Genomic DNA, 24832 nt, shown 5'->3' with positions numbered 1-24832 from the left:
CCGTAGCGACGCGTTGAAGTCGCGGCATGGATCCTCGGGTCTGCGCTGCGTCGCTACGCTCCTTGCTTCGCCCGTGGATGACGAAAACGATGAGCGCCGGCGCCAATCGTCAAGGCATGCGATCCGCCAACGAAACAGCCCTCACCGATACCTTGCCTGGTTCCACTTATGCCCCAGCAGCGACAGGATGATGATTAGGCCGTTGAAGAACTGGACGTAGAAGCCGCTCAATCCCGCCGCCACGACGCCGGTCTGGATGAAGGACACGGTGACCGCGCCGATGGCGCCGCCGACAACCGTGCCGATGCCGCCCCAGGTCGGCGTGCCGCCGACGAACACCGAGGCCAGCACCGGCAGCAGATAGCCGTCACCGGCGGTCGGCCACCAGGTGAAGTTGATCATCACCGAGAAGGTGCCGGCGATCGCGGCCCCGATGCCGACGAAGACAAACACTTTCACCCGCACGCGCTTGACGTCGATGCCCATCTGCTGGGCGCTGTCGGGATTGTCACCGACCACCCTCACCTGCGCGCCGAAGCGGTGGCGGTTGTAGAGCATCGCCGACAGCACGACGAAGCCGATGGCCCAGAAGATCTGCACCGGAATGCCCAGGAGCTGGCTGGAGAAGATCGTATAGGCCCAGCTGTCGCTGAGGCTGGTCAGCGCCATCGACTTGCCTTCGTTGATGATCTGGATCAGGCCGCGCAGCAGGAAATTCATGCCGAGCGTGGCGATCAGCGACGACAGCCCCCCATAGACGACCAGCGAGCCTACCAGGAAGCCGAGCAACATGCCGGTGACGAGTGCCGCGGCGATGCCGAGGAACGGATCGTAGCCGGCCTGCACGACCAGCGCGAAGACCCATGAGGCGAAGCCCATCGTTGCCGGAAACGACAGGTCGATCTCGCCGCAGGTGACGACAAACACCAGCGGCACCACCACGAACAGCGCAACGGGGAGCGTCGTCAGCACCGAGCGGTAGAGATACCAGGTAGTGAAGACGGTCGGGTTGGCGATCATGAACACCGTCATCATGACGATGAACACGGCGAGCGTGCCGAGCGCGGCACGGTTGTCGAGGATGAAGCCGCGCATCCAGTGGTCGGATGGGTGTTTCCACTCTTTCTGGGCAGTGGAGCGGGGAATGCCGGCGGACGGCTCGTGCAGGTCGGGCTCCATGGTCTTGCTCATCGTGCTCTCTGCTCCGCGTCGCCGGCATCGTGCAGCCCGGCCAATCCGCCGGGATGCGCGACCTCTTCCATGAAGTTGATGAGATCTTCGGCCGACTTGACCTCGCTGCGGTCGGTCGTCAGTGCGACCTTGCCGCGGTCGAGCACGACGAAGCGATCGGCGATGCCGAAGACATGATGGATGTTATGGCCGATGAACAGGATCGAGCGGCCGCTCGCCCGCACCTGGCGCACGAAATGGAACACCTTGGCGGTTTCGGTCAGCGACAGCGCCGTCGTCGGCTCGTCGAGGACGATCAGCTCGGCCTGCTTGTAGATGGCGCGGGCGATCGCCACGCCCTGGCGTTCGCCGCCCGAAAGCTGGCCGACGATCGACTGCGGCGTGAACACTTTCGAGGTGAAGCCGATCTCGCGCATCAGCCGGCTCGCTTCCTCGATCTCCTTGTTGACCCTGAGAAAGCCCATGAAGCCGGTCAGCTCGCGGCCCATGAAGATGTTGCGAACGATGGTCTGCTGCACGGCCAGCGCCCGGTCCTGGAACACCGTCTCGATGCCGGCCTCGCGCGAACGCGCCGCGCTCCACCCGGTCACCGGCTTGCCGCGCACGAGGATCTCGCCGCTGGTCGGCTTGACCACGCCCGAGAGGATCTTGATCAGCGTCGACTTGCCGGCGCCATTGTCGCCGAGCAGGCCGACGACCTCGCCGCGGTCGACGCTGAGATTGACCCCGCCCAGTGCATAGACCTGGCCGTAGGATTTGCTGATGTCGCGCAGTTCGATGAGGCGTTCGACCATCGTATCCTCGCTTGATTGTCTGTTGCCGGCTTCGTCGCCAGCGGTCCCGCCGGCCGGGGCCTGAGATCCCGGCCGGCGGCTTGGGAGGTCAGCGCAGCGCCTGCTTGGCGAGCTCAGCGACGATCTCGTAATTTTCGGGCGTAACGAAACCGGCGCCGGTGTCGACATTCATCGGCGCCAGCCCCAGCACCACCTGCTGGCAGAGGCTGAGGATCGGCAGATAGCCCTGCAGGAACGGCTGCTGGTCGGCGGTCAATTGCACCCAGCCGCCCTTGAAACCCTCGACGATCTGCGGGCTGGTGTCGAAGCCGAAGTTGAAGATCTCGCCCGCCTTGCGTCCGGCTGCCTGCATGTAGGTCGAGACATTGCCGAGCATCTGCCCGCCGGGATAGCCGACCGCCTTGACGTCGGGATTGTTGAGCAGCGCCGCGGTGATCACCGGAATGGCCAGATTGGGATCGGAGGCCCATTCGCCGCTCGGCGGTGAGGACAACTGGATGACCTCGACGCCGGCCTCCTTGAGCGCCGCCACCGTGCCGCGCTCACGCGCGCCGCGGCTTTCGTTTTCGAACGGACCGATCATGATCGCCTTGTCGCCGGCCTTCAGCTTGCCAAGCTTGAACGCCTCGGCGCCGAGCGCGCGGCCCTGCTGTTCCTGCTGGGCGCCGACATAGCCGCCGCCGAACGCCTCCACCACCTTCGGCACCGGCACGTTCTGGTACATCATCTTGATGCCGTCCTTGTGCGCCTGTTCGGCGAGCGGCATGATGGACGCGTCGCCCGGATGGCCCATCATGGCGATGCCGTTGGGCTTGACCGCGACGGCCTCGCGCAGTTGCTGCACCATCTTTTCGATGTCCCACTGGGAGAAGATGTAGTCGACCTTCGGCCCGAGATCGGCCTCTGCCTGCTTGGCGCCATTGTAGACGATGGTGCCGAAAGCGTCGCCCTCGGCGCCGCCGACGAAGAAGCGGATGTGGACGTCCTTGCACCATTTGGCGTCGAGCGCCCGCGCGGGCAAGGTGGAGATCGCAGCGGCAAGCATCGTGGCGGCGGCCACGACGGTCGAGCGCAGAACTGTCCTTCTCATCGTCATGCTCATGCACTTATCCTCCCTTTTTGTCCTCGCAAGCGAGGGGTTCGACATTCGCTTCGGCAATGTGCGTTGCAGACATCCCGGCCGGCTCCTCCCGCCGGCCGATCCTCACATCGGGTTCGGCAGGTAGCTGGTCCCTCCCCGGCATTGCTTGAGATATTCAAGCGCCCGCACCTGGCCGGTGATCTCGAGATCGCCGCGATAGACCGGGTCGTGCCAGCCTTCGATATCGATGGCCCCCTTGTAGCCGGCCAGCCGCAATTCGCTGATCACCCGCGTCCAGTCGCTGTCGCCGAAACCGGGCGTGCGCATCTGCACGAAGGGCAACCGGCCGAACACGCCATGCTCGCGGATCACGTCCCAGCGCACCGTCGCGTCCTTGCCGTGGACATGGAAGATGCGCGGCGCCCATTTGCGGATCTGGGGTATCGGATCGATCAGGTAGACGAGTTGATGGCAGGGCTCCCATTCCAGCCCGAGATTGTCATCGGGCACTTCGTTGAACATCAGCTCCCAAGCGTCCGGATTGTGGGCGATGTTCCAGTCGCCGGCGGCCCAGTTGCCGTCCATGGCACAGTTCTCGAACGCGATGCGCACCCCCTTGTCGGCGGCGCGCCTGGCCAGCGGCCCCCAGACCTCCTTGAAGCGCGGCAGGCTGTCCGTCAGCTTCTTGCCGCGCAGGCGGCCGGTGAAGCCGCTGATCATCGAGGTGCCGAACAGATGCGCGTTGTCGATCACCGTCTCCCAGGCCTTGAGCACGCCGCGATCGACCTCGCCGTCTTCCAGCGGGTTGCCGAAGACGCCGAGCGAGGACACGGTGACGTCGGCATCGCCGATCGCCTCGCCGATCTGGCCGGCGAGAAGCGGCAGGTCCTTGCCGCCAAGCGTTTGCCAGAAGAAGGGCTGGATGCTCTCGAAGCCGTGCGGCAGGATCTGTTTGACGTAAGCCGCCGGGTCGTCGAGATTGGCCCGCACCATGGTGCCGATCCGGATGTCGAGAAGCGGGTTCGGCGTCATTGTGCGTCCTCTGCGATTGTCACGCGGCGGCCGGTCTCGGCGCTTTCGATGGCGCCGAAAACCATGGCCAGGCTCTTGATGTTGTCGGCGCCGCGCGTTTCCGGCTCGGTGCCGGTCTGGATGGCGTGCACGAAATCCTGGAGAATGCCGAGATGGCCGCCTACGCGATCGGACGCATCGAGCGGCGGCACCGCGATCGGCTGGGTTTTGTCGAACATTCCGTCGCGGCCCGGCATCACTGCTTCTGCCCTCAGCTCGTCATTGCCGTCCCAGAGCAGGCTGCCGCGCTCGGCGACGATGCGCCACGTACTTTCCCAACTGGTGCGGAAGCCGGCGGCGCACCAGCTCCCGGCATAGGTGAAGACCTTGCCGCGGCCGAGATCGAAGACGGCGCTGGCCGACGATCCCTGCCGGTACCAGGAATTGGCCGGCTCCCATTCCTGGCAATAGACGCCGGCCGGCTCGCCGGCGACCATATAGCGGGCGGCGTCGAATGTGTGGATCGCCATGTCGAGCAACAGCACATGCGCCATCTCCTCGCGAAAGCCGCCGAAATGCGGTGCGACGAAAAAGTCGGCGTGGATGCTGGTAGGCGTGCCAATGGCGCCGGAGTCCAGGAACCTGCGGATGCGCCTGACATTGGCGACATAGCGGCGGTTCTGCACGACGGCGTGAATGCGCCCGGCGCGGCGAGCGGCCTCGACGATGGCGCGCGCATTTTCCGGACTGTCGGCGAGCGGCTTTTCCGTCAGCAGATGGCAATTGTGGGCAAAAGCGGAAAAAGCGACTTCGCGCCGGGTGGCTGGAACCACCACGTCGAACACCGCTTGCGGTTTGGTCTGGTCGAGCACGGCGTCGAGATTGCTGCCGATGACGGCATTGGTGAGGTCGTATTCGCGCGCCCTCGCCCGTGCCCTGTCGGCATCGAGATCCACGAGGCCGATAAGGGTGAGCCCGTGGATCTGCCTGATGGCATCGAGCCAGGCCTTGCTCATCGCTCCGCAGCCGACCAGGACGACATCGATCATCCAGCGCTCCTCCTCCGCTCGGTCCCTCCAGACCGATCGTCACGGCATCCACGGCAGGACCGTAAACGTTTTTCCGTAAACGTTTACGAGAACACACCCGAAGGCGTAGAATGTCAATCGGCCCTTGGCGAAATTCGTCTTACCGCCTTGGCCTGAGCGGCTACCGGTGCTAGCCAAGCAAGGGGGAGAACAGTCTCTTGGCGTCCAGCATTCACGACCTTGCCCGTCACTTGAACATATCGATCGGCACGGTGTCGCGGGCGCTGAACGGCCGCGCCGACGTCAATGCCGACACGCGCCAGCGTGTGCTCGAGGCGGCCAGGACGCTGAACTATTCGCCGAACCAGTCCGGCCGCAGCCTGAGGCAAGGCGCCACCCGTTCGATCGCCTTCATGCTGCAGCCGCATCCCGGCGACCAGCAATATGGCGAGCCGTTCTTCATTCCGTTTCTGATCGGGCTGCAGGCCAGGCTTGCCGAAAGCGGGCTCGACCTGACCGTGGTCATGGGCGCGCCGGGCGACTACCAGCAGGAGCGCCTGCGCCGTGTCGTCGAGACGCGCCGCGCCGATGCGGTGCTGCTGGCCTGGACGCGGCGCGAGGACGAGCGCATCGACTATCTAACGCAAGCCGGCTTTCCCTTCGCCACGCTCGGCCGCAGTCGCTCCGGAGCCAAGTCCTATCCTTCCCTCGACCTCGATTTCGAGAAGGCCGGAGCCGATGCCGTCGACCGCCTGGTGGCGCGCGGTCACCGCCGTATCGCCGCTATCCGTCCCTCACTCGACCTCAATTTCGGCTATCTGTTCCTCGCCGGCTACCGCAAGGCCCTGAAGCGGCACGGCATCGAGGTCGACCCGGAGCTGATCGCGTCCGGCTTCATCAACGAGGCCGGCGGCTACAAGGTGACGCCCCAGGTCATGCGCTCCAAGGCCCCGCCGACCGCCATCATCTTCAACAATGATGCAATGGCGCTGGGCGGCTGCAAGGCGCTGGCCGAGATGGGCATCAGGCCGGGCCAGGACATGGCGGTAACCGTCATCGTCGACACGCCGCTCTGCCGCTATTTTTCCCCGGCGTTGACCGCCTTCCGCCCGGCGCTGGAGCCAATGGGACAACGGCTTGCCGAAATGCTGCTGGCGTCGCTTCCCGCCTTCGCCGGCCCGGAGGGTCCACGGATCATCCGCGAGGTCTGGCCGCTGGAGCTGGTCGCACGCGACAGCGATTGATGGTGGCAGCAGGGCCGCCGATGTCGTCCTCCCCTCAAACAGCACACCGGTGCCGCAGTGAACCGGCCGCAACCTTGAATGCGCGGGAGGCGCTGCAGGTTCCGGATCGCGCCACAACCAGGGCGATCAGCGAAAGCCGGCCTTAAGACACCGGCGCCGCTCCGCCCTCTGCCGTGCGCCGCGCGATAAACTCATCCAGCACGCCTGATGTGGCGGCAGCCGTTGCCGGCGGCGCGAAATCGGAAAGCACCCGCCTCCAGACGCCGGTGGCGCGCTCGCTCGCTGTCTTCGAGCCGCTCTGCGTCCAGTTGCCGAAATTCGACCAGTCGGCCACCAGCGGTTCGTAGAAGGCGGTGCGGTAGCGCGCCATGGTGTGACCGGCCGAGAAGAAGTGGCCGCCCGGCTGCACCTCGGCGATCGCCTCGAACCCGATCGTATCGGTGTCGCCGGGCGTCGCGGCACAAAGTTCAGCCACCGTCTGCAGCGCCTCGATGTCGGTGATCAGCTTCTCGAAGGAGACACTGAGGCCGCCCTCCAGCCAGCCGGCGGCATGGATGCACATCGTCGCCCCGGCCAGCACCGAGCCCCACAGCGCGAACTGCGTCTCGTGCGCGGCCTGCGCGTCTGAGATGTTGGCCGCACTGCCGCCGCCCGATCGCCACGGCAGTCCGGTGTAGCGCGCCAGCTGACCGGCGCCCAGCGTCGCCTTGACGTGCTCGGGCGTACCGAAGGCCGGCGCGCCGGATTTCATGTCGACATTGGAGGAGAACGAGCCGTAGACGACCGGTGCCCCGGGCCGCACGATCTGCGCCAGCGTCAGCCCGGCGAGCGCCTCGGCATGCTGCAGTGTCAGCGCGCCAGCCACCGTGATCGGCGCCATCGCGCCAGCCAGGCAGAACGGCGTGATGACGGAGATTTGACCCGCACGCGCGAAATCGATGATGCCTTGCGCCATCGGGATGTCGAGCTGGCGCGGCGAGTTGGTGTTGATGACGGTGTAGCAATATGCATTTGCCAGAAACTCGTCCTGCGACAGGCCGCGCGCCAGCCGCAGCATCTCGAACCCGTCCTCGACCTGCGGCGTGCCGCGCGCGAAGACGAACGGGAGCTTGTCGGACAGCGTCAGCTGCGCGCGGTTGACGGCATAGTGGCGAAAGCGGTTGTCGACATCCTGCGGCTCGATGCAGGGTCCGAGCATATGCAGCACGTCGAAATGCTGCACCAGCCGCATCAGATCCTCGAAATCCGCCAGTGTTCCCGGCCGCCGGCCGCGATCGAGATCGGTGACGTTCGGCGCCCCGCATCCGGCCAGGAAGGTCATCGAGCCGAGCTCCAGCGTCAGATCGCGGGCGCGCGAACCGGCGTGAGCGTGGATCGATCTCGGCGCCGAGGCGAGTGCCGCCGCCACCATGTCGCGACCGATGCGCACCATGTCGGTGTCCGGATCGACCAGCGCGCCGGCGCTGGCGAAAAGCTCACGCGCCTGCGGCAGCAGGACCTTGATGCCGAGCTCTTCCAGCACCCGCAGCGCCGTGTCGTGAATCGCGGCCACCTGATCATCAGAAAAGATCGGCTGTGGCAGGAACGAGTTCTTCAGCGAATGGTAATTGGGACGGCGGCTGCTTTCGCTGCCGGCCTCGCCCGTGCGTCCACGCCGGCGTTCGCGCCTGCCGTCCCGTGCCGCGTCATCGACCATCGGAAATCCTCCTCATTGCCGCATTGCCTTGCCCTCGGGATCGTAGGGCGAGGCCGCGACGACACGCGCTGGCCGTTCCTCACCCACGACATGCACGGAGAGCGCGGTGCCCTCGCCCGCGAAATCGCGGTCGACCAGCGCCAGCGCCAGGCTCTTGCCGACCGTATAACCATAGCCGCCCGACGTGATGAAGCCGACGCGCCGGCCCTGATGCCAGACCGGCTCGAAGCCGCTGGCATCGGCGTCGAGCGCATCGATTTCCAGCGTCACCAGGCTTTGACCGCCGCCCGCCTTCCGCTGTTTCAAGGCAGCTTCGCGGCCGATGAAGTCGCTCTTGCCGAAAGCGATGAACCGGTCGAGACCGGTCTGGCCCGGCGTGTAGCCTTGCGTGAATTCGCGCGACCAGATGCCGAAGCTCTTCTCCAGCCGCAGTGCATTGAGCGCGTAATAGCCGATTTCGGCAAGGCCGAGATCCTCGCCCGCCGCCAGCAGCGTTTCGCGCAGAGTGGCATGCATGGTCACGGGGCAACCGATTTCGAAGCCGAGCTCGCCTGATATAGACAGCCGCGCTACACGGGCCTGCACCATGCCGATGTCGAATGTGCCGCAGGCCATGAACGGCAGCGCTGCGCCGGACACATCCTGATGCGTCGTTCGCTCCAGTATCTTGCGCGCGTTCGGCCCCGTCAGCAGGAAGCCGCTCATCGTGTCGGAGAGATCGGTGACGGTGACGCCTTCAGCCGCATGGCTCTCGAACCAGCGCATGTGGAATTCCCGGAGATAGTAGGAGCCCATCAGCCAATAGTCGCCGCCCCAGTTGAAGACGGTGAGGTCGCCCTTCAGCCGTCCGTCATGGCCGAGCATCGGCGCCAGGCCGGCCCGCCCCGGCTTCGGCAGCCTGCAGGCGAGCAGCCGGTCGAGCCAGGCTTCCGCACCTGGCCCCGCCACCGCATAGCGCGAATAGGCCGAGATATCGACGAGACCGGCGGCGCGCCGCACCTGCAGCGCCTCCTCGCCGACGATGTCGAAGGCGTTGGAGCGCCGCAGCGTCGTGTTCTCGGCAAATCCCATCGGCGCGAAATAGGCCGGGATTTCCAGCCCCCAGGAAGCCGTCCATTCGCATCCCGCGGCCGTCATGCCGTCATAGGCGCCGGGGCGTTTCAGCGGCCGGCCGGCGGGCAGCCGTTCATTGGGAAAGGTCATGACGAAGCGGCGCGAATAGAACTGGCGCGTCGTCTGCTTGAGATATTCCCGGTTGGCGGCGAAGGCACCATAGCGGGCGACGTCCATGCCGAAAATGTCGGCCTGCGGCTCGCCATAAATCATCCATTCGGCCAGCGACTTGCCGACGCCCCCGCCCTGGCTGAAACCGGCCATGACGCCGCAGGCGACCCAGTAGTTCTTCAATCCGCGCACCGGCCCGACGATCGGATTGCCATCCGGCGTGAAGGTGAAGGCGCCGTTGACCCATTTGCGGATGCCGGCCGTCGCCAGGCAAGGAAAGCGCTCATGCGCCTTGGCGAGTTCGGGGCTGATGCGGTCGATGTCTTCCGGGATCAGCTCGATGCCGTAGTCCCACGGCGCGCCATCCATGTTCCAGTGCTTCGGGTTCTGCTCATAGACGCCGAGCAGCACGCCCTTGCGCTCCTGCCTGAGATACGAAAAGCCGTCGAGATCGACGGCGATGCCGATTTCCCTGTCCAGCGCCGCGATCTCGGGAATGTCCTCAGTGATGAAATAATGGTGCTCCATCGGCGTCACCGGCAGGTCGACGCCGGCCATGCGGCCGAGCTGCTTTGCCCACAGCCCGCCGGCATTGACGACATGCTCGGCGATGATGGTGCCCTGCTCCGTGACGACATCCCAGCGACCGTCGGCGCGCGCCTTCAGCTCGACGACCCGGTTGCGCAGGATGATGTCGGCGCCGCGCTTTTTTGCAGCGCCGGCATAGGCGTGCGTCGTGCCGTACGGGTCGAGATGGCCTTCGTTGGAATCATGCAGGCCGCCAAGCACGCCGGTGACGTCGACGATCGGGCAGATCGCCTTGATCTCATCGGGCGTTACCAACCTAGCGGTCTCGATGCCGACCGACTGGAACACCGCCCAGGCCGATTTCAGCCACTCCCAGCGCGCGGGATCGCTGGCGATGTTGACGCCGCCCGTCATGTGCAGGCCGATATCCCAGCCGGATTCGGCCTCGATCTCCCGGTAGAGATTGATGGTGTAGTCCTGCAGCGCGGCCACGTTGGGGTCCGCGTTGAGCGCATGGAAGCCTGCCGCCGCGTGCCAGGTCGAACCGGCTGTCAGTTCGGCGCGCTCGATCAGCGCCACATCGCTCCAGCCAAATCGCGTCAGATGATAAAGGACGGAGGCCCCGACCACGCCACCCCCGATGACGACTGCGCGGTAGTGCGACTTCAAGGCTTCCCCTCCACGGTTAGTCCGAAGGATGGAGCATATATGCACTGGACATAAGTGTCTAGTGCCGCGCGCGCGCATCGTTTTTCATCGACCGCCGGCATGCACTGCGCGCTGTCACGCAAGCATCATGTTCGCGCCGTAGACCGCGTTTCGGGGAGGCTTGCGCGGCATCATCGATGTCGCACCTCTTTCAGTTTTTCATCCCGCGGCCGCTCCGGCACATCCGTCACAAAGAGGATTATCCATGAAGCACCTGTATCGAACCGCGTCGCTTGGCGTCGCGCTGGCCTTGTTCACCGCCTTGACGCCGGCGCTCGCCGACAGCACCGCGACCGTCGGCGGCACGAGCTTTGTCAACAAAGGGCTGGTCGGCGTCGGCCGCATCCCGGCCGCTCAGCGCGACAAGTTCGGCGAGACGTTTGGTTCGGGCTCCGGCATGTCGATCGACACATCAGGCTGGACGCATGAGGCCGCCGGCTACAAAGGTTCGCTCTGGCTGCTGCCGGATCGCGGCTACAATGTCGTCGGTACCACCGACTACCGGCCGCGCCTCAACACCGTCGCCATCGAGTTTACCCCGGTGGCACCAGGTGCGGCACCTGCTGCCGGCCAGCAGCAGACCGGCGTCAAGGCAACGCTCGCCGACACCATGCTTCTCACCGACGACAAGGGGGCTGATGCCACAGGCCTCGATCCGCTCAACGGCGTGCGCGCGGCAAGCGGCGACATGCCGATCCTGCCGCAAGCCGACAATGGCAAGCTGGCGCTCGACAACGAGGCGATCGTGCGGCTGCCCGATGGTTCGATGTTCATCTCCGACGAATACGGCCCGAACATCTATCGGTTTTCCGCCGACGGGCATCTGCTGTCGGCAACCCAGCCACCGGCTGCGCTGGTGCCGATGCGCCACGGCACGCCGAACTTCGCCTCGGACAATCCGGGACCCGGTGCCGCCGAGCCCGATCCGAAGGATCCCGACACCGGCCGCCAGAACAATCAAGGCCTCGAAGGCATGGCGATGACGCCCGACGGCAAGTTCCTGATCGCCGTGCTGCAGTCGGCGGCCAGGCAGGACGGCGGCGATTCCGGCTCGACCCGCCAAAACACCAGGGCGCTGGTCTATGACACGTCCGACCTCGCCCATCTCAAATTGGCGCACGAATATGTCGTGCCGCTGCCGGTGTTCAAGGATGCCAAGGGCAAGACCAAGGTCGCCGCGCAGAGCGAGATCGTGGCGCTCTCCGACAAGAGCTTCCTGATGCTGGCGCGCGACAGCGGCAACGGCCAGGGCCTGAAGGGCGACGCCTCGCTATATCGCCAGGTCAACGTCGTCGACCTATCCACCGCGACCGACATCGCCGGCGGCGCCTTCGACGCCGCTGACAAGCCGGTCGCCCCCAAGGGCGTCGTCGACCCATCGGTGACACCGGCCAAGCTGACGCCATTCATCGACATCAACGACAGTGCCGAGCTCGGCCGCTTCGGCCTGCACAATGGCGCGCCCAACGACCAGGACAACCTTTCCGAGAAGTGGGAGGCGATGTCGGTGGTCAGCGTGCTCGATGAGAAGCTGCCCGACGACTACTTCCTGTTCGTCGCCAACGACAACGACTTCCTCGCCCAGGACGGTTTTCAGGTCGGCGCGCCCTACAAGGCCGAAGACGGCGCCAATGTCGACACCATGTTCCTGGTCTATCAGGTCACGCTGCCGGGACTGGCCAAGAAGTAACGACCACTGCACGGGCGGGCGCGCTTGGCGCGTCCGCCCGGAGCACTATTGCTGGTGTTTTTCAGGCAGATTGATTGAGAAGGCTTACTTCAAGAACTCCGCGTCCTTCGGGACGCCCGCATCGATCGGCTCGGCGGTTCTGCTCGACACGGCCATGATCTTGCCGGCGGCCGACAGGTTGGGACGCACGAAGACCTGAGCGGGGCCGTTGACGCGGCTGTAGAGGTCGATGATGTCCTGGTTCATGAAGCGCACGCAGCCCGACGAAGCGTTCTTGCCGATGGAATCCCACTCCGGCGTGCCGTGCAGCCGGTACATCGTGTCCTTGCCGTCGCGGAACAGATACAGCGCGCGGGCGCCCAGCGGGCTCTGCGGGCCGGGCGGCATGCCGTCCTTGTATTTCGCCAGTTCCGGCCGGCGCTGGATCATCTCCGGCGGCGGCGTCCAGACCGGCCACTTCTTCCTCGCCTGGACCACGGCGCTGCCGGTCCATCCGAAACCGGCTTTGCCAAGGCTGACGCCATAGCGGATAGCTGTGCCGCCGTCGCGCACCAGATAAAGGAAGTGCTCAGACGTATCGACGACGATCGTGCCGGGTTTCTCCCCGGTCGGATCAGCCACGATCTGGCGCACGAATTTCGGATCGACCTTGGCAACCGGGATTGCCGGCAGTTGATAGCCCTCGTCGACACGCGCCGCATACATGCTTGCGGCATCGCCGAAAGCCGGATCGCTCGGCGGTGCTGCATCCGGCGGCGGCGGCGCCACGTCTGTTGTTGTACACGCCGAAACAGCCAGGGCGCCCAAAGCGGATGCACCGAGAAACGCGCGCCGGTTCAGGCGCACAGAAAACAGCGGAATATCGGACATGACCCCCCCGGCTTATCCAAGATCTGATAGGAATGCGGCCCCACGCATCGAGGATCAATATCCCATTCCGGAAGCTTTGAGAACATGATTAGATCAAGGCACAACCTGCGTTCCGTTGTATCGGCAATCATCGCGGACGCGACTTGAAACAAACCTTCGCCGAGCTGCCCGCCATGGACGAAAAAAATCCCCCGCGCCGGCGCACCGGCGACCTGACCAGCGGCCCGATCCCGCGCACGCTCTTGCTGTTCGCCCTGCCGGTGCTCGGCTCCAACGTGCTGCAGTCGCTCAACGGTTCGATCAACGCCGTCTGGGTCGGCCGTTTCCTCGGCGAATCGGCGCTGACCGCCACCTCCAACGCCAACCTCGTCCTGTTCCTGATCCTCGGCACCGTGTTCGGCATCGGCATGGCGGCCACCATCCTGGTGGCCCAGTCGGTCGGTGCCCGCGACCTGCCCGAGGCGCGCCGCATCGTCGGCACCAGCGCGACGTTCTTCTTCCTTGTTTCCGTTATCCTCGCGGTCTGCGGCTGGATCTGGGTCGACGCCATTCTCAACACGCTCGGCACACCGGCCGATGCCTTGCCGCTCGCGCGCTCCTATCTGCGCATCATCTTCGTCGCCGTGCCGGTGATGAACCTTCTGTCCTTCGTCATGACCGTGCTGCGCGGTGCCGGCGATTCACGCACGCCCTTCTTCTTCATGGCTCTGGCCGTCGTCCTCGACATCGTGCTCAACCCATTGCTCATCCGCGGCATCGGACCGTTTCCCGAACTCGGCATCGCGGGCTCCGCGACGTCCACGCTGATCGGCCAGACGGTAAGCGTGATCGCCATCCTGATCGTGCTCTATGTGCGCAAGCATCCGCTGCGGCTGGCCGGCGCCAACCTCGCCCTGCTGCGGCCCGATCCCACCTTGCTTCGCATCGTCGTCGTCAAGGGCGTGCCGATGGGTCTGCAGATGATCGTCATTTCGGCGGCGGCACTGACGGTGATGGGCATCGTCAATTCCTACGGCTCACAGGTTGCCGCCGCCTACGGCATCGCTGCCCAGCTGTGGACCTATATCCAGATGCCGGCGCTCGCCATCGGCGCCGCGGTGTCCTCGATGGCGGCGCAAAATGTCGGCGCCGGGCGCTGGGACCGGATCGGCCGCATCGCCGCCTCCGGTGTCGGCTTCAACCTGGTCCTGACCGGCGCACTGGTTGCCGTGCTGTCGGTTTTCGACCGTTCGGTGCTGAGCCTGTTCCTGAGCAGCGACAGCGCGGCGATCGACATCGCCGTCCACATCAACAATGTCGCCTCGTGGTCGTTCATTCTGTTCGGCATAACCATCGTGCTGTTTGCCACCGTACGAGCCACGGGTGCCGTGATGCCGCCGCTGATCATCCTGGTCATTTCGGTGCTGGTCGTGCGCACCGGCTTCGCCTATTTCATGCGTGGCGTGATCGGCGAGGAAGCGCTGTGGTGGAGTTTCCCGGTGGGTTCGATCAGCTCGCTTGTACTGGCGGCGGCCTACTACCGTTTCGGCCGCTGGCGCACCGCGCACATGATCGAGAACAGACCGGCAGCCGGCGAGCCGCCGGATACCGGTCTTGGCGTGCCACGCGGACGCGCGCATCTTTCGCCTGAAACACCGAACGGCTGAAGTACCCGTCAGGCCATGGACATGGCGGCAGGGCCGCAATTGATTTGCCGCCCTGCCCGTCACGCCAGACCCGGCGCAAATGAACCTATTTGCAGGAGAAGCCGGGCGCGATCTTGCACTTGCCGGGACGTGGCCTGTGCGGCCGATGGTGCGGAGGACGGTGCGGCTTGTGCCAGTGTGGCGGCCGATGCGGCGGACGCACGATGATGATTGGCGGGCGAACGATTTGGGAGCGTTCGAGATAACCGGAGCTGGCCCAGCCGCTCACGCCGCCACCATGGATTCTGCACCAGCCCGGCTGGCAGCCGGTGACATTGACCCTGAAGCCGCCGGGCAGCGTTCCGACCCTGGCATATCCCGCTCCCGGCCCGCCACGGACATTGAGATTGGTCGTGGTGTGGGCGCTGTAAGCGAAGGCTGCGGCGGATGTCCCGAAGACCGCAGCCATTATGGTTGCGAACACAAGCAGAAAACGAAATCTCATCAGTCCCCTCCATTCGAATCCCGGCCGTTCATCTGCTTCGGCCAAGACTGCCCTGCAAGAGGAGCGGCCAAGCCAAGAAAAGTCAACAGGTGAGCGGCCGTAACCGTCCTGACCAGCGGGACTGATGCCGGATTTTTCTTGGACATGGTTGAGGAATTTCCCGGTTGCCGCTTATTGGCTCTTCAACACCGCTGACGTTTACTGTCTTTCGACAATTCACCGCGGGCAAAGGTGGATCCATGGGCAAAGGCAGGGTCGAGGCATTCACCGACGGCGCATCGCTTTCAGTTTTTCCGCCACCGATGCAGCAAGGTCGGCATAGCGCTCCTCCAGCCGTTCCGCGGCCTTGATGATCGAGAAATCATGGCCGAACTTTTCCAGCGCCATACGCAGCTTCTCGACGAACTCGGCTTGTTTCTCCAGGGCGGAAAAGAGCGTCTTCACCTGCGTTTCGCTGATGTCGGGGTTGGCCAGCATCTGCGGCACCTCGCGGCCCATCTGGTCGCCAATGGCGGTCTGTTCTTTCAGGATTGCAACCCAGTCCGTCAATCAGGAAATCTCCGTTTGTCCCCGAGGCTAAAGTTTGTTTTGTCCCCAGGGCAAAATCTCTTTTGCGGAGGCAAAGGGCAACATGCGCAGCCTCGACCGAACTGGTCAACCCGACAAGGCGGGCAGAGGCTTGCGCCGGCCGGTTCCGGCGCTAAGTTCGGCGCCATCGAACAAGGAACCCATCGCCCATGATCACCGACGCCGAGATCCAGACCGCCCTGCCCGCGCTTGCCCCAGGCAATGCCGCCGTGATCACCGGCGCCGCCAGCGGCATCGGTCTGGCGGCCGCCAAGCGGCTTGCACTGATGGGCATGAAGATCGTGCTGGCCGACATTGGCGGCGCGCGGCTAGACGACGCCTCCCGCGCCGTTTCCGCGATTGCCGGCGACGACGCCGTGCTTGCCGTCGCCGCCGACGTTTCGAAAGCGGATGAGGTGGACCGCCTCGCCGAGAGGGCGTTCGGCGCCTTCGACGGGGTGTCGCTGCTGATGAACAATGCCGGTATCGGCGACAATCCCGGAAAGCCATGGGAAAACGGCGATGCCTGGAAACGGCTGCTGGACATCAATTTCTGGGGCGTCGTGCATGGCGTGGAGGCCTTCGCGCCGCGCATGCTGGCCTCGGCCAGCCCGGGTTTGATCGTCAACACCGGCTCCAAGCAAGGCATCACCACGCCGCCCGGCAATCTTGCCTACAATGTCTCCAAGGCTGGGGTGAAAACCTTCACCGAGGGCCTGTCGCATGCGTTGCGCAACGAACCCGGCGCCCATGTCGCTGCCCATCTTCTGATCCCCGGCTTCACCTTTACCGGCCTGACCGAGGGCGCGACGGAAAAACCGGCCGCCGCCTGGACCGGCGAACAGGTTGTAGATTTCATGCTGGAATCCCTGACCAGAGGCGATTTCTACATCCTGTGCCCGGACAATGAGGCGGCCCGCCCGCTGGATGAAAAGCGCATGGCCTGGGCGATCGGCGACATCATCGAGAACCGCCCAGCCCTGTCGCGCTGGCACCCGGACCACAAGGACAGTTTCGCGGCGTTCATGAAAGGCTGATTTTCAGGCCGCCTGCTTTTTCGACCCGCGCTTCCTCGCCACAGCCTTCTTCGCCGCCGTGTCGGCGATCTGTTCGTCATGCCGCTTTGCCGCACGCTCGCATTTGGCACGGATTTCCTCGACTTCGGATTCGGTCAGATGTTCGATGCCGATGAAGTGGTTGTGGCCCTTGCCGACCCGGATCAGTTCGTCGAGCTTGGCCTGGATTGCCGCGCCATCGCGGTTCTGAGTGTTCTGGATCAGGAAGACCATCAGGAAAGTGATGATGGTCGTGCCCGTGTTGATGACGAGCTGCCAGGTGTCCGAAAAGCCGAAGAACGGGCCGCTCACCCCCCAGACGATGACGATCAGGCAACAGACGGCGAATGTCGGCGGCAGGCCGGCTATGCGGGCGACCCAGTTGGCGACCTTGGTGAAATGTTTTTCCATCTATCGAAATCCTCGACGCTGCGGCGCGATGAGAAACAACCAGCGACCGTTTCAGGTTCCCGAGGCAGACAAATACCCAGCTGCAATTGCCTACACGCATAGGGAGAATAGCCTGGAAAACACACCTTATGGGTCCAATGTCACAATGACCCTGCAGGCGAGAGTGCCTGTTCCTTCCGCTTCACAGCGGTTTAACTCCACCCCTTCCGCTGCGCCACCCCCGCATGGCGGAAGGGGTTTCAGTCCGGCGGGCCTTGAAGCGCGTCGCCCGACTCCGTCTCAACGCTACGCACTTGAACTGGTCAGACGGCGTCGTTTTCCCAGCGATCGAGGAACGTTTCGATCGGCATGGCCTGCATGTCGGGAACCGCTCTGGCCAGCTTTTCGACCGGCCAGTCCCACCAGGCGAGAGCTTCGATCCGCGCCGTGATATCCGGAGCGAAGCGTGGCCGGAGAGCCTTCGCCGGCACGCCGGCGACGATCGCGTAGGGCGGCACATCACGTGTCACCACGGCGTTGGCGCCGATGACGGCACCGTTGCCGATGGCGACCCCAGGCATGATCACCGCGCCGTGGCCGATCCAGACATCATGGCCGATGGTCACGGCTTTCGCCTGCCGCCGCTCGCGGAAGGCGGCATCGACGCCCAGCCAGCGAAAATACTCGTTCGGCCGGTAGCTGAGCTTGTGCTGGGTCAGCCGCTCTATGGGATGCTCCAGCGCATTGATGCGGCTGTTGGCGGCGATCGAGCAGAATTTCCCGATCGTCGTGTAGATCGCTTCACAGTGGCGTTCAAAATAGGAGAAGTCGCCGACATTCACCTCGCGCAGCACCACCCGCTCGCCGATCGAGGCATAGCGGCCGAGCTTACACGCCTTCAGCTCCGCGGTCGGATGGATACGCGGCTCAGGGTCTTTCGGGACGAGGTTTTCGGAACGGTCCATGCCGGCGGCTTTACGCCTAGGCGATTGGTCCCGCAAGCGGGACCAATCGCCCCTCAGATCGTTTCCCAGCAAGGATTCGCCGGACGAATGGTCCCGCAAGCGGGACCATTCGTCCGGCCGGTTCCGGAAGGAACTGAGCAGCCTATTGCGGCTTGCCTTTGCTCCACACCACGTTCTGGCCGTAGAGCGGCACGGTGGTGACCGACATTTTGGCCGAGCCGTTCTGCACCTGGCGCGAATGCGAGAGATAGATCAGCGTCTCATTGGGCTTGTCGTAGATGCGGTTCACCACCTGCTTCTTCCAGATCAGGCTGATGCCTTGCTTGAACACCTCCTCGCCGCCCTCGCTCATGTCGATGTCGCCGATCGTGATCGGGCCGGTCTGGCGGCAGGAGATGGAGGAATCGGACGGATCCTCGAACCAGTTGCCCTTGTGCAGGCGATCGATGATACCGCGATCGAAATAGGAGACGTGGCAGGTCACGCCTTCCACTTTCGGATCCTTGATCGCCTCGACGATGATGTCGTTGCCGAGCCAGTCGACTCCGACCTTGCCGACTTCCTCGGCGACCGCGGCACCGGCGCCAACGACAACACACGCGGCCAAGGCGCCGCCGATCAGTTTTCGCCCAATCGATCCGTGCCCAATCAGTCGTGGCAAGGGAGCCTCCTGCGGTTCGAGTTGCCGGTCACAGGTGGGGCGAGCAGCCCGGCTTTGCAAGCAGATAGGTCGACACCACTGCGGTTGCGGCAACGCGGCACTTTGCCTGTGCGAGGCCGAACCGCTAAGACTGTCGCACAGGCGCGGCATTGAGCCGCGCGATGATTTCTGCAGACGGACTTTTCTGATGATGCGTTCTATCCTGGTCGGCATTCTCGTCCTGATGGCCGCCGGTATCGGCTGGCTGACCTTCGACTGGTACCGCGGCCATTATGGCGGCGAGCCCTTCGGCGCTGCCTTCACCCTAGTCGACCAGAAAGGCGCGCCGATCACCGAGGCTGCCTTCAGGGGTCAGCCCAGCGTCGTCTTCTTCGGCTTCACCCATTGCCCCGAGGTCTGCCCGACCACGCTGTTCGAACTGGCCGGCTGGCTGAAGACGCTCGGCGACGACGGCAAGAACCTGCACGCCTATTTCGTCTCGGTCGACCCCGAGCGCGACACGCCGGAAGTGATGAACGCCTATGTCAGCAATTTCTCCGACCGCATCGTCGGCATCACGGGCGCTCCCGACAAGGTCCATGCCATGGCCAAGTCGTTCGGCATCTACTGGAAGAAGGTCGACACCGGCGACGGCGACTACACGATGGACCACACCGCCTCGGTGCTGCTGCTCAACGCCAATGGCGACTTTGCCGGCACAATCGCCTATGGCGAAAGCGCCGATACGGCCATCGCCAAGCTGAAGCGGCTGGCGGCGAAAAGCTGATAACCATTTCATGACCCAGACGCGCCTCTACTTCACCACCGGAAAGACCGATTCCGTCAGCATTTTCGCGGCGCTTGAGGCAGCCTTCGAGGAAGAAGGGCTGCCGATCGCCGTCCTGGAGGTCGACGAGGACAAGGACATCCACGAAGTGTCGCTCTATGCCGATGGCGACGTCGATGCGGTCGAGACCCGCTTGAACGACATCCTTGCCGGCCTTTCCCTGTCGAAGCCGATCGAGCGCGAGGCCCTGCCCGACATCGACTGGGTGGCGCATTCGCTGGAAGAGCTGAAGCCGGTGCGTGCCGGACGTTTCTTCGTCCACGGCGCGCATGACCGCAGGAAACGCCACAGCGGCGAACTCGCCATCGAGATCGAGGCCGGCCTCGCCTTCGGCACCGGCCATCACGGCACCACCGCCGGCTGCCTGGAGATGCTGGAAAGAGTGGTCCGGCGCGAGCATCCGCGCAATGCGCTCGACCTCGGCACCGGCAGCGCGGTGCTGGCGATTGCAGTCGCCAAGCTGGCGCATATTCCTGTGCTGGCCACCGACATCGATCCGGTGGCGGTGCGGGTGGCTGCCGCCAATGCGCGGCTCAACCACGTCAAGGCACTGGTGGAAACGGCAACGGCGCCGGGCTTTCACCACCCGATCTTCGGCAGGCGCGCGCCCTTCGATCTGATCGTCGCCAACATATTGGCACGGCCGCTGATGCGGCTGGCGCCGCAAATGGCTGGCCACATCGCGCTCGGCGGCTCGATCGTGCTGTCAGGCATCCTCGACCGCCAGCGCGACGCCGTCATCTCGGCCTATGTCGGCCAGAATTTTCGCCATGTCAGAACCTTGCACCGCGAGGGCTGGGTGACGATCCACCTCAAGCATTGAGCCCGGGACCGACCGAGCTTGGACCAAGTTCCCCCGGTTGTCAGTCCAGCGATGCTGTAGCAGGTTGCGCGCAGCCGGAAATCGATTCCGATTTCCCAGTCCATAGGCTACGGTCCCGCGGATATCAGGAGGCCCACAATGTTCCAGACCTTCGATTCCGCCGGCGACCCGGCCGTCGGCAAACCGCGCGTGGCGCTCCTGCGCCAATGGCTTGAAGCCAACGGGCTTGATGGTTTCATCGTGCCGCGCGCCGACGAGCACCAGGGTGAATATGTCGCCGACCGTTCGGCGCGGCTGAAATGGCTGACCGGCTTCAGCGGCTCGGCCGGTGTCGCCATCGTCCTGCGCGACCGCGCCTTCGTCTTTGTCGACGGGCGCTACACGCTGCAGGTGCGCAGCGAGGTCGACCTGGACGTCTTTTCGATCGAAAGCCTGGTCGACAATCCGCCGGCTGTCTGGCTGAAAGACAATCTTGGCAAGGGCGCACGGCTCGGCTTCGATCCATGGCTGCACACGATCAGCGAGGTCAAGGCGCTGCAGGCCTCGGCCGACAAATCAGGCGCCGTGCTGGTGCCGCTCGACAAGAACCCGATTGACATCATCTGGAAGGATCAGCCCGACGCGCCGGTGGCCCCGGTCGAACTTCACCCGATCGGCTTTGCCGGCGAACTCGCCAAGGACAAGCTCGCGCGGTTGGCGGCGGCGATCGCAAAGGACGGCGCCACCCATGCGGTGCTGACCGACCCCTCCTCCATCGCCTGGGCCTTCAACATCCGCGGCGGCGACGTGCCGCACACGCCGCTGGCGCTCGGCTTCGCCATTCTTGCCGCCGATCGGTCGCACCAGCTTTTCATGGATAAGCGCAAATTCTCGCGCCAGGTCGCGGCCTATCTCACCCAACTCGCCGAGCCGCATGGGCCCGGCGAATTCCAAGCCGCGATCGTCGCCCTTGCCAAGAGTGGCGCGAAAATCGCGCTCGACCCGGTGCTGGCGGCCGACCGGCTGCGCATGCTGGTCGAGGCCAATGGCGGCGCCGTCGTTGCAGCAGCAGACCCCGCCCGCATCCCGCGCGCCACCAAGAACCAGGCCGAGATCAACGGCTCGCGCGCCGCGCATCGGCGTGACGGTGCGGCCGTGGCGAAGCTTCTGTGCTGGCTGGAGCGGCAAAAACCCGGATCGCTCGATGAGATATCGGTGGTCACCCGGCTGGAGGAGACGCGGCGGCAGACCGGCGAGGAAACGCAGATGCCGCTGCGCGATGTCTCCTTCGACACCATTTCGGGCGCCGGTCCGAACGGTGCCATCATGCATTACCGCGTGTCGCGCGCCACCAGCCGCAAGCTGCAGGCCGGCGAACTGTTCCTGCTCGATTCCGGCGCGCAGTATCAGGACGGCACCACCGACATCACGCGCACCGTGCCGATCGGCCAGCCGACGCAGGAGATGCGCGAACGCTTCACCCTGGTACTGAAAGGCATGATCGGCATTTCCACCTTGCGCTTTCCCTCCGGCACGCGCGGCTCCGAGATCGATGCCGTCGCGCGCATGGCGCTGTGGAAGCACGGTTGCGACTTCGCCCACGGCACCGGCCATGGCGTCGGCTCGTATCTGGCGGTGCATGAAGGGCCGCAGCGCATCGCCCGCACCGGCACCGGCACCGAAAAGCTGCTCGAAGGCATGATGCTGTCCAACGAGCCGGGCTACTACAAGGAAGGCGCCTACGGCATCCGCATCGAGAACCTGATCCTGGTGACGCCGGCGCAAGAGATCGAGGGCGGAGACATCGCCATGCACGGCTTCGAGACGCTGACGCTGGCGCCGATCGATACCAGGCTGGTGCAGTCGGACCTCCTGACGCGCGACGAGCTGCATTGGCTCGACGCATATCATGCACGCGTGTTGGCCGAGATCGGGCCGATGCTCGACGGCGAGACGCTGGCCTGGCTAGGAAAGGCCACCGCGCCATTGCCGCACGATCTCAAGCAGTAGCCGCGGCGGAAACCTTGCTTGGTATTGGGGAGCCTTGCTCCGCAAGCAGCTCCCGCAAAGCCTGGACGTTGGGAGAGCCGGCTCCCTTGCGCCAAAACAATACCGTCAGGGCACTGTCCTCGTCCGAAGGCAGTTCATGCACCTGCAGCCTGCCACTTTCAGGGAAGCCCTTGAGCACGCTTTTGGGCATCAGCGCTATGCCCATGCCGGCCGCCACGCAACCGAGCATCGCATGATATGAACCGAGCTCGACGATTTGCTCGGCCATGAAGCCTCGGCGCGCATACCATTCTTCCAGCCGCCTGCGATGTGGACAGCCATGCTCGAAGGCTATCATGGTTTTGGGCATGTCGCTGCGGTCCTCAATCGAACCGCGCGATGCCGCAGAGACAATGACCAATTCCTCACGAAATGCAGCCTGCTTCTCGAATGGAGCGTCTGCGAGCGGCTCGGCCGCGAGCGCAGCGTCGACTTCGCCGGCGAGCATGGCGGCCGCGAGAACCTGCGGGTTGCCGGTGCGCAGTTGAATCTCCACCTCGGGATAGCGTGCGTGGTACTCGGCGAGCAGGCCAGGAAGCCGAGCCGCGGCGGTGCTCTCCATAGCGCCAAGTCGCAGCTTACCGCGTGGGCGCGGATCGAGGACCGCCGTTCGCGCTTCCTCGGCAAGCGCCAGCAACCGGTCCGCGTAGACAACCAACCTTAGGCCGGCGGGCGACACCTGCAGCCGCTTACCTTCGCGGATAAACAGCCGCACGCCCAGATCCTCTTCAAGCTGCCGGATGCGAGTGGTCACGTTGGACTGCACGCGAAACAGCTTTTCCGCCGCCTTGGTGATACCGCCCTCGCGCACCACCATGCGAAAGATGCGAAGGTCGGCCAAATCCATACATCTCTCCCGGAGAATAAAATGATCTTAATAACTCATTTTATCGGATGATCAACGGCGCGTAAATCGCCTGTTATCGACGCCGATCCGGGCGTCCACGGGAGATGGAAATGTCACCTGAACCTCTCGGCCCCTGGCCGATCGATCTTGGCGCATTGACTCCGATGCAGCGCGACGCCCTTTACACCAACCTTGTGCGTCACGCCCATCAGGAGAGATCGGAGGCAATTCGGCTGAGCGCGGTGTGGATCGCTTCGATTTTCAAGAAGCGCCTGACAGGAATTATTGCCTCGATCACTACATGTGTCGGCGCCGCGTTGGTGAGCATACGTGGACTGACCAAGACAAAAAGTCAGCCGGCGAACTGCCGGGCGATGATCAGCACCGCCGCACCCGCCAAGAACATTGCCATCAGCCCGCCGCGCAGCGAAACCAGCGCGGTGACCACCAGTGCCGCCCACTCCGCCGGCCCGGCATTCAACAGTTCCGGCGCCACCAGCGTCGTCAGCACCGCCGCCGGCACGGCGTTGAGACCGGCCTCGACGCGCGGATGGATTGTTTCGAAGCGGGAGATGACCAGATGCCCGCCGATGCGCGTCAGATAGGTCGCGACCGCACCGGCGATGATGATCCAGAAGGTCGTGCTCATGGCCGTGCCTTTACGCCGCTGTGATGGGGAGGCAGGATGACCGCCAGCAGCACACCGGCAACAGCGCCGATCGAGACATGCCAGGGCGAGCCCACGGTCTTATAGGCGATGATCGAGGCGGCGGCGCTGGCGATGACCACCGGCAGCCACAGCGGCCGCTTGCGGAAGCCCAGCACGAGACCGAGGAAATAGATCGGCAGCAGGAAATCGATGCCGAGCGCATGCGTGTCGGGGATCAGCTTGCCGAACAGTGCGCCAAGCGCGCTTTCGACGATCCAGAACAGATAGACCGGCAGGCCAAGTCCCAGATACCAGGCAAAGCCGACTGTCCGGCCCGATTGCGCCCGCGCTTCGGCTACCGCGAATTGCGGATCGGTGAGGATGAAATAACCAAGTGCCTGCTGGATGACAGGCCAGTGCGCGATGCGCCGGCCGATGCCTGCGGAATAGAGCACGTGGCGGAAATTGACGGCGAAGATCGACAGCACGATCAGCCACGGCGCCACATGCTGGCCGAACAGCTGGATGCCGACCATCTGGCTGGCGCCGCCATAGACCAGCGCGCTCATCAGGAAGGCTTCCAGGACCGAGAAGCCATTGTCGACGGCGAGCGCGCCGAACAGCACCGCAAACGGCGCCGACGCCACCACGACAGGCATCGACAGCCGCACGCCCTGCCAGAAATCGCTTTTATCGCCGCTCTCGGAAATTGCTTGCGCCGACATGGCCTCTCCTTGATCAGGGCCTGATGTAGGAAGCGCTGCCTGCCTTGTCACACGAATTCGCTTGAGCCAAACGATCAGCGGAAATGATCGTCGGGTTACCG

General features: G+C 64.5%; 23 protein-coding genes. 7 read left to right on the top strand and 16 right to left on the bottom strand.

Annotated features, from left to right (window positions below):
- Nucleotides 1-141 precede the first annotated feature (141 nt).
- The 5 genes from AC0L2U_RS00830 to AC0L2U_RS00810 form a co-directional block, all read right to left on the bottom strand.
- Entirely contained in the window at nt 142-1191 is a 1050-nt protein-coding gene (locus tag AC0L2U_RS00830; protein WP_473601288.1) for an ABC transporter permease, read from the bottom strand.
- Nucleotides 1188-1985: an ATP-binding cassette domain-containing protein gene (locus tag AC0L2U_RS00825; RefSeq protein WP_473601287.1), complete on the bottom strand. Its 798-nt coding sequence runs from the start codon at nt 1983-1985 to the stop codon at nt 1188-1190. The genes AC0L2U_RS00830 and AC0L2U_RS00825 overlap by 4 nt, the downstream gene beginning before the upstream one ends.
- Before the next feature lie 88 nt (nt 1986-2073).
- Nucleotides 2074-3087: a substrate-binding domain-containing protein gene (locus tag AC0L2U_RS00820; protein ID WP_127328895.1), complete on the bottom strand. Its 1014-nt coding sequence runs from the start codon at nt 3085-3087 to the stop codon at nt 2074-2076.
- A gap of 102 nt (nt 3088-3189) precedes the next feature.
- Nucleotides 3190-4098: a sugar phosphate isomerase/epimerase family protein gene (locus AC0L2U_RS00815; RefSeq protein WP_292656286.1), complete on the bottom strand. Its 909-nt coding sequence runs from the start codon at nt 4096-4098 to the stop codon at nt 3190-3192.
- The gene (locus tag AC0L2U_RS00810; RefSeq protein WP_473601286.1) at nt 4095-5126 is read right to left on the bottom strand and encodes a Gfo/Idh/MocA family protein; all 1032 of its coding nucleotides are present in this window, start codon (nt 5124-5126) and stop codon (nt 4095-4097) included. The genes AC0L2U_RS00815 and AC0L2U_RS00810 overlap by 4 nt, the downstream gene beginning before the upstream one ends.
- Nucleotides 5127-5323: 197 nt before the next feature.
- Here AC0L2U_RS00810 and AC0L2U_RS00805 point away from each other — a divergent pair, with 197 nt between their 5' ends.
- Nucleotides 5324-6349, top strand: a complete 1026-nt coding sequence (locus tag AC0L2U_RS00805; RefSeq protein WP_352582963.1) for a LacI family DNA-binding transcriptional regulator — start codon at nt 5324-5326, stop codon at nt 6347-6349.
- A gap of 142 nt (nt 6350-6491) precedes the next feature.
- Here the strand turns inward: AC0L2U_RS00805 and AC0L2U_RS00800 are convergent, their stop codons facing one another.
- Together AC0L2U_RS00800 and AC0L2U_RS00795 are read right to left on the bottom strand one after the other, a co-directional pair.
- Entirely contained in the window at nt 6492-8045 is a 1554-nt protein-coding gene (locus AC0L2U_RS00800; protein ID WP_473601285.1) for a trimethylamine methyltransferase family protein, read from the bottom strand.
- A 12-nt stretch (nt 8046-8057) separates the two neighbouring features.
- Nucleotides 8058-10466 (bottom strand): GcvT family protein, encoded by a 2409-nt coding sequence (locus AC0L2U_RS00795; RefSeq protein ID WP_473601284.1) that lies wholly within the window; start codon nt 10464-10466, stop codon nt 8058-8060.
- 244 nt (nt 10467-10710) lie between these two features.
- Here AC0L2U_RS00795 and AC0L2U_RS00790 point away from each other — a divergent pair, with 244 nt between their 5' ends.
- Nucleotides 10711-12195 carry an esterase-like activity of phytase family protein gene (locus AC0L2U_RS00790; RefSeq protein ID WP_473601283.1) on the top strand — a complete coding sequence of 495 codons (1485 nt, stop codon included), beginning with the start codon at nt 10711-10713 and terminating at the stop codon, nt 12193-12195.
- Nucleotides 12196-12279: 84 nt separating this feature from the next.
- Here the strand turns inward: AC0L2U_RS00790 and AC0L2U_RS00785 are convergent, their stop codons facing one another.
- Nucleotides 12280-13065, bottom strand: coding sequence for a L,D-transpeptidase (locus AC0L2U_RS00785; RefSeq protein WP_292696584.1), 786 nt, complete (start codon nt 13063-13065; stop codon nt 12280-12282).
- 173 nt (nt 13066-13238) lie between these two features.
- Between AC0L2U_RS00785 and AC0L2U_RS00780 the strand changes: the two genes are divergently transcribed.
- Nucleotides 13239-14711, top strand: a complete 1473-nt coding sequence (locus AC0L2U_RS00780; RefSeq protein WP_128362645.1) for an MATE family efflux transporter — start codon at nt 13239-13241, stop codon at nt 14709-14711.
- Nucleotides 14712-14796: 85 nt separating this feature from the next.
- Here the strand turns inward: AC0L2U_RS00780 and AC0L2U_RS00775 are convergent, their stop codons facing one another.
- Both AC0L2U_RS00775 and AC0L2U_RS00770 read right to left on the bottom strand, forming a co-directional pair.
- On the bottom strand, nt 14797-15195 hold the full coding sequence (locus tag AC0L2U_RS00775; protein WP_473601282.1) for an SH3 domain-containing protein: 399 nt from the start codon (nt 15193-15195) through the stop codon (nt 14797-14799).
- 264 nt (nt 15196-15459) lie between these two features.
- Complete coding sequence (locus tag AC0L2U_RS00770) at nt 15460-15744, bottom strand: hypothetical protein (RefSeq protein ID WP_127320440.1); 285 nt, start codon at nt 15742-15744, stop codon at nt 15460-15462.
- Between the two features lie 188 nt (nt 15745-15932).
- Here AC0L2U_RS00770 and AC0L2U_RS00765 point away from each other — a divergent pair, with 188 nt between their 5' ends.
- A complete protein-coding gene (locus tag AC0L2U_RS00765) occupies nt 15933-16799 on the top strand; it encodes an SDR family NAD(P)-dependent oxidoreductase (RefSeq protein WP_473601281.1) in 867 nt (288 codons plus the stop codon).
- A gap of 3 nt (nt 16800-16802) precedes the next feature.
- On the opposite strand, the gene AC0L2U_RS00760 is transcribed toward AC0L2U_RS00765, so the two are convergent.
- The 3 genes from AC0L2U_RS00760 to AC0L2U_RS00750 all read right to left on the bottom strand — a co-directional run bounded on the left by AC0L2U_RS00760 (nt 16803) and on the right by AC0L2U_RS00750 (nt 18833).
- Complete coding sequence (locus tag AC0L2U_RS00760; RefSeq protein ID WP_127269256.1) at nt 16803-17228, bottom strand: low affinity iron permease family protein; 426 nt, start codon at nt 17226-17228, stop codon at nt 16803-16805.
- Nucleotides 17229-17530: 302 nt separating this feature from the next.
- Nucleotides 17531-18172 (bottom strand): transferase hexapeptide repeat family protein, encoded by a 642-nt coding sequence (locus AC0L2U_RS00755; protein ID WP_127810003.1) that lies wholly within the window; start codon nt 18170-18172, stop codon nt 17531-17533.
- Between the two features lie 142 nt (nt 18173-18314).
- The gene (locus AC0L2U_RS00750; protein ID WP_127395906.1) at nt 18315-18833 is read right to left on the bottom strand and encodes a CreA family protein; all 519 of its coding nucleotides are present in this window, start codon (nt 18831-18833) and stop codon (nt 18315-18317) included.
- 187 nt (nt 18834-19020) lie between these two features.
- Between AC0L2U_RS00750 and AC0L2U_RS00745 the strand changes: the two genes are divergently transcribed.
- The 3 genes from AC0L2U_RS00745 (at nt 19021) to AC0L2U_RS00735 (ending at nt 22471) form a co-directional block, all read left to right on the top strand.
- The gene (locus AC0L2U_RS00745) at nt 19021-19599 is read left to right on the top strand and encodes an SCO family protein (protein ID WP_127810002.1); all 579 of its coding nucleotides are present in this window, start codon (nt 19021-19023) and stop codon (nt 19597-19599) included.
- Between the two features lie 10 nt (nt 19600-19609).
- Nucleotides 19610-20482: a 50S ribosomal protein L11 methyltransferase gene (locus AC0L2U_RS00740; protein WP_127810001.1), complete on the top strand. Its 873-nt coding sequence runs from the start codon at nt 19610-19612 to the stop codon at nt 20480-20482.
- A 138-nt stretch (nt 20483-20620) separates the two neighbouring features.
- Nucleotides 20621-22471 carry an aminopeptidase P family protein gene (locus AC0L2U_RS00735; RefSeq protein ID WP_473601280.1) on the top strand — a complete coding sequence of 617 codons (1851 nt, stop codon included), beginning with the start codon at nt 20621-20623 and terminating at the stop codon, nt 22469-22471.
- On the opposite strand, the gene AC0L2U_RS00730 is transcribed toward AC0L2U_RS00735, so the two are convergent.
- The 3 genes from AC0L2U_RS00730 to AC0L2U_RS00720 all read right to left on the bottom strand — a co-directional run bounded on the left by AC0L2U_RS00730 (nt 22461) and on the right by AC0L2U_RS00720 (nt 24731).
- Nucleotides 22461-23357: a LysR family transcriptional regulator gene (locus tag AC0L2U_RS00730; RefSeq protein WP_127396438.1), complete on the bottom strand. Its 897-nt coding sequence runs from the start codon at nt 23355-23357 to the stop codon at nt 22461-22463. The two genes, AC0L2U_RS00735 and AC0L2U_RS00730, sit on opposite strands and share 11 nt — an antisense overlap.
- Nucleotides 23358-23709: 352 nt before the next feature.
- On the bottom strand, nt 23710-24006 hold the full coding sequence (locus tag AC0L2U_RS00725) for an AzlD family protein (protein ID WP_127809999.1): 297 nt from the start codon (nt 24004-24006) through the stop codon (nt 23710-23712).
- Nucleotides 24003-24731: an AzlC family ABC transporter permease gene (locus AC0L2U_RS00720; RefSeq protein ID WP_128288491.1), complete on the bottom strand. Its 729-nt coding sequence runs from the start codon at nt 24729-24731 to the stop codon at nt 24003-24005. Before AC0L2U_RS00720 ends, AC0L2U_RS00725 begins: the two co-directional genes overlap by 4 nt.
- Nucleotides 24732-24832 lie beyond the last annotated feature (101 nt).

The organism is Mesorhizobium sp. WSM4808 (assembly GCF_055811675.1).
The sequence above is the reverse complement of the archived record's forward strand: the minus strand, read 5'-3'. Positions and strand labels throughout refer to the sequence as shown.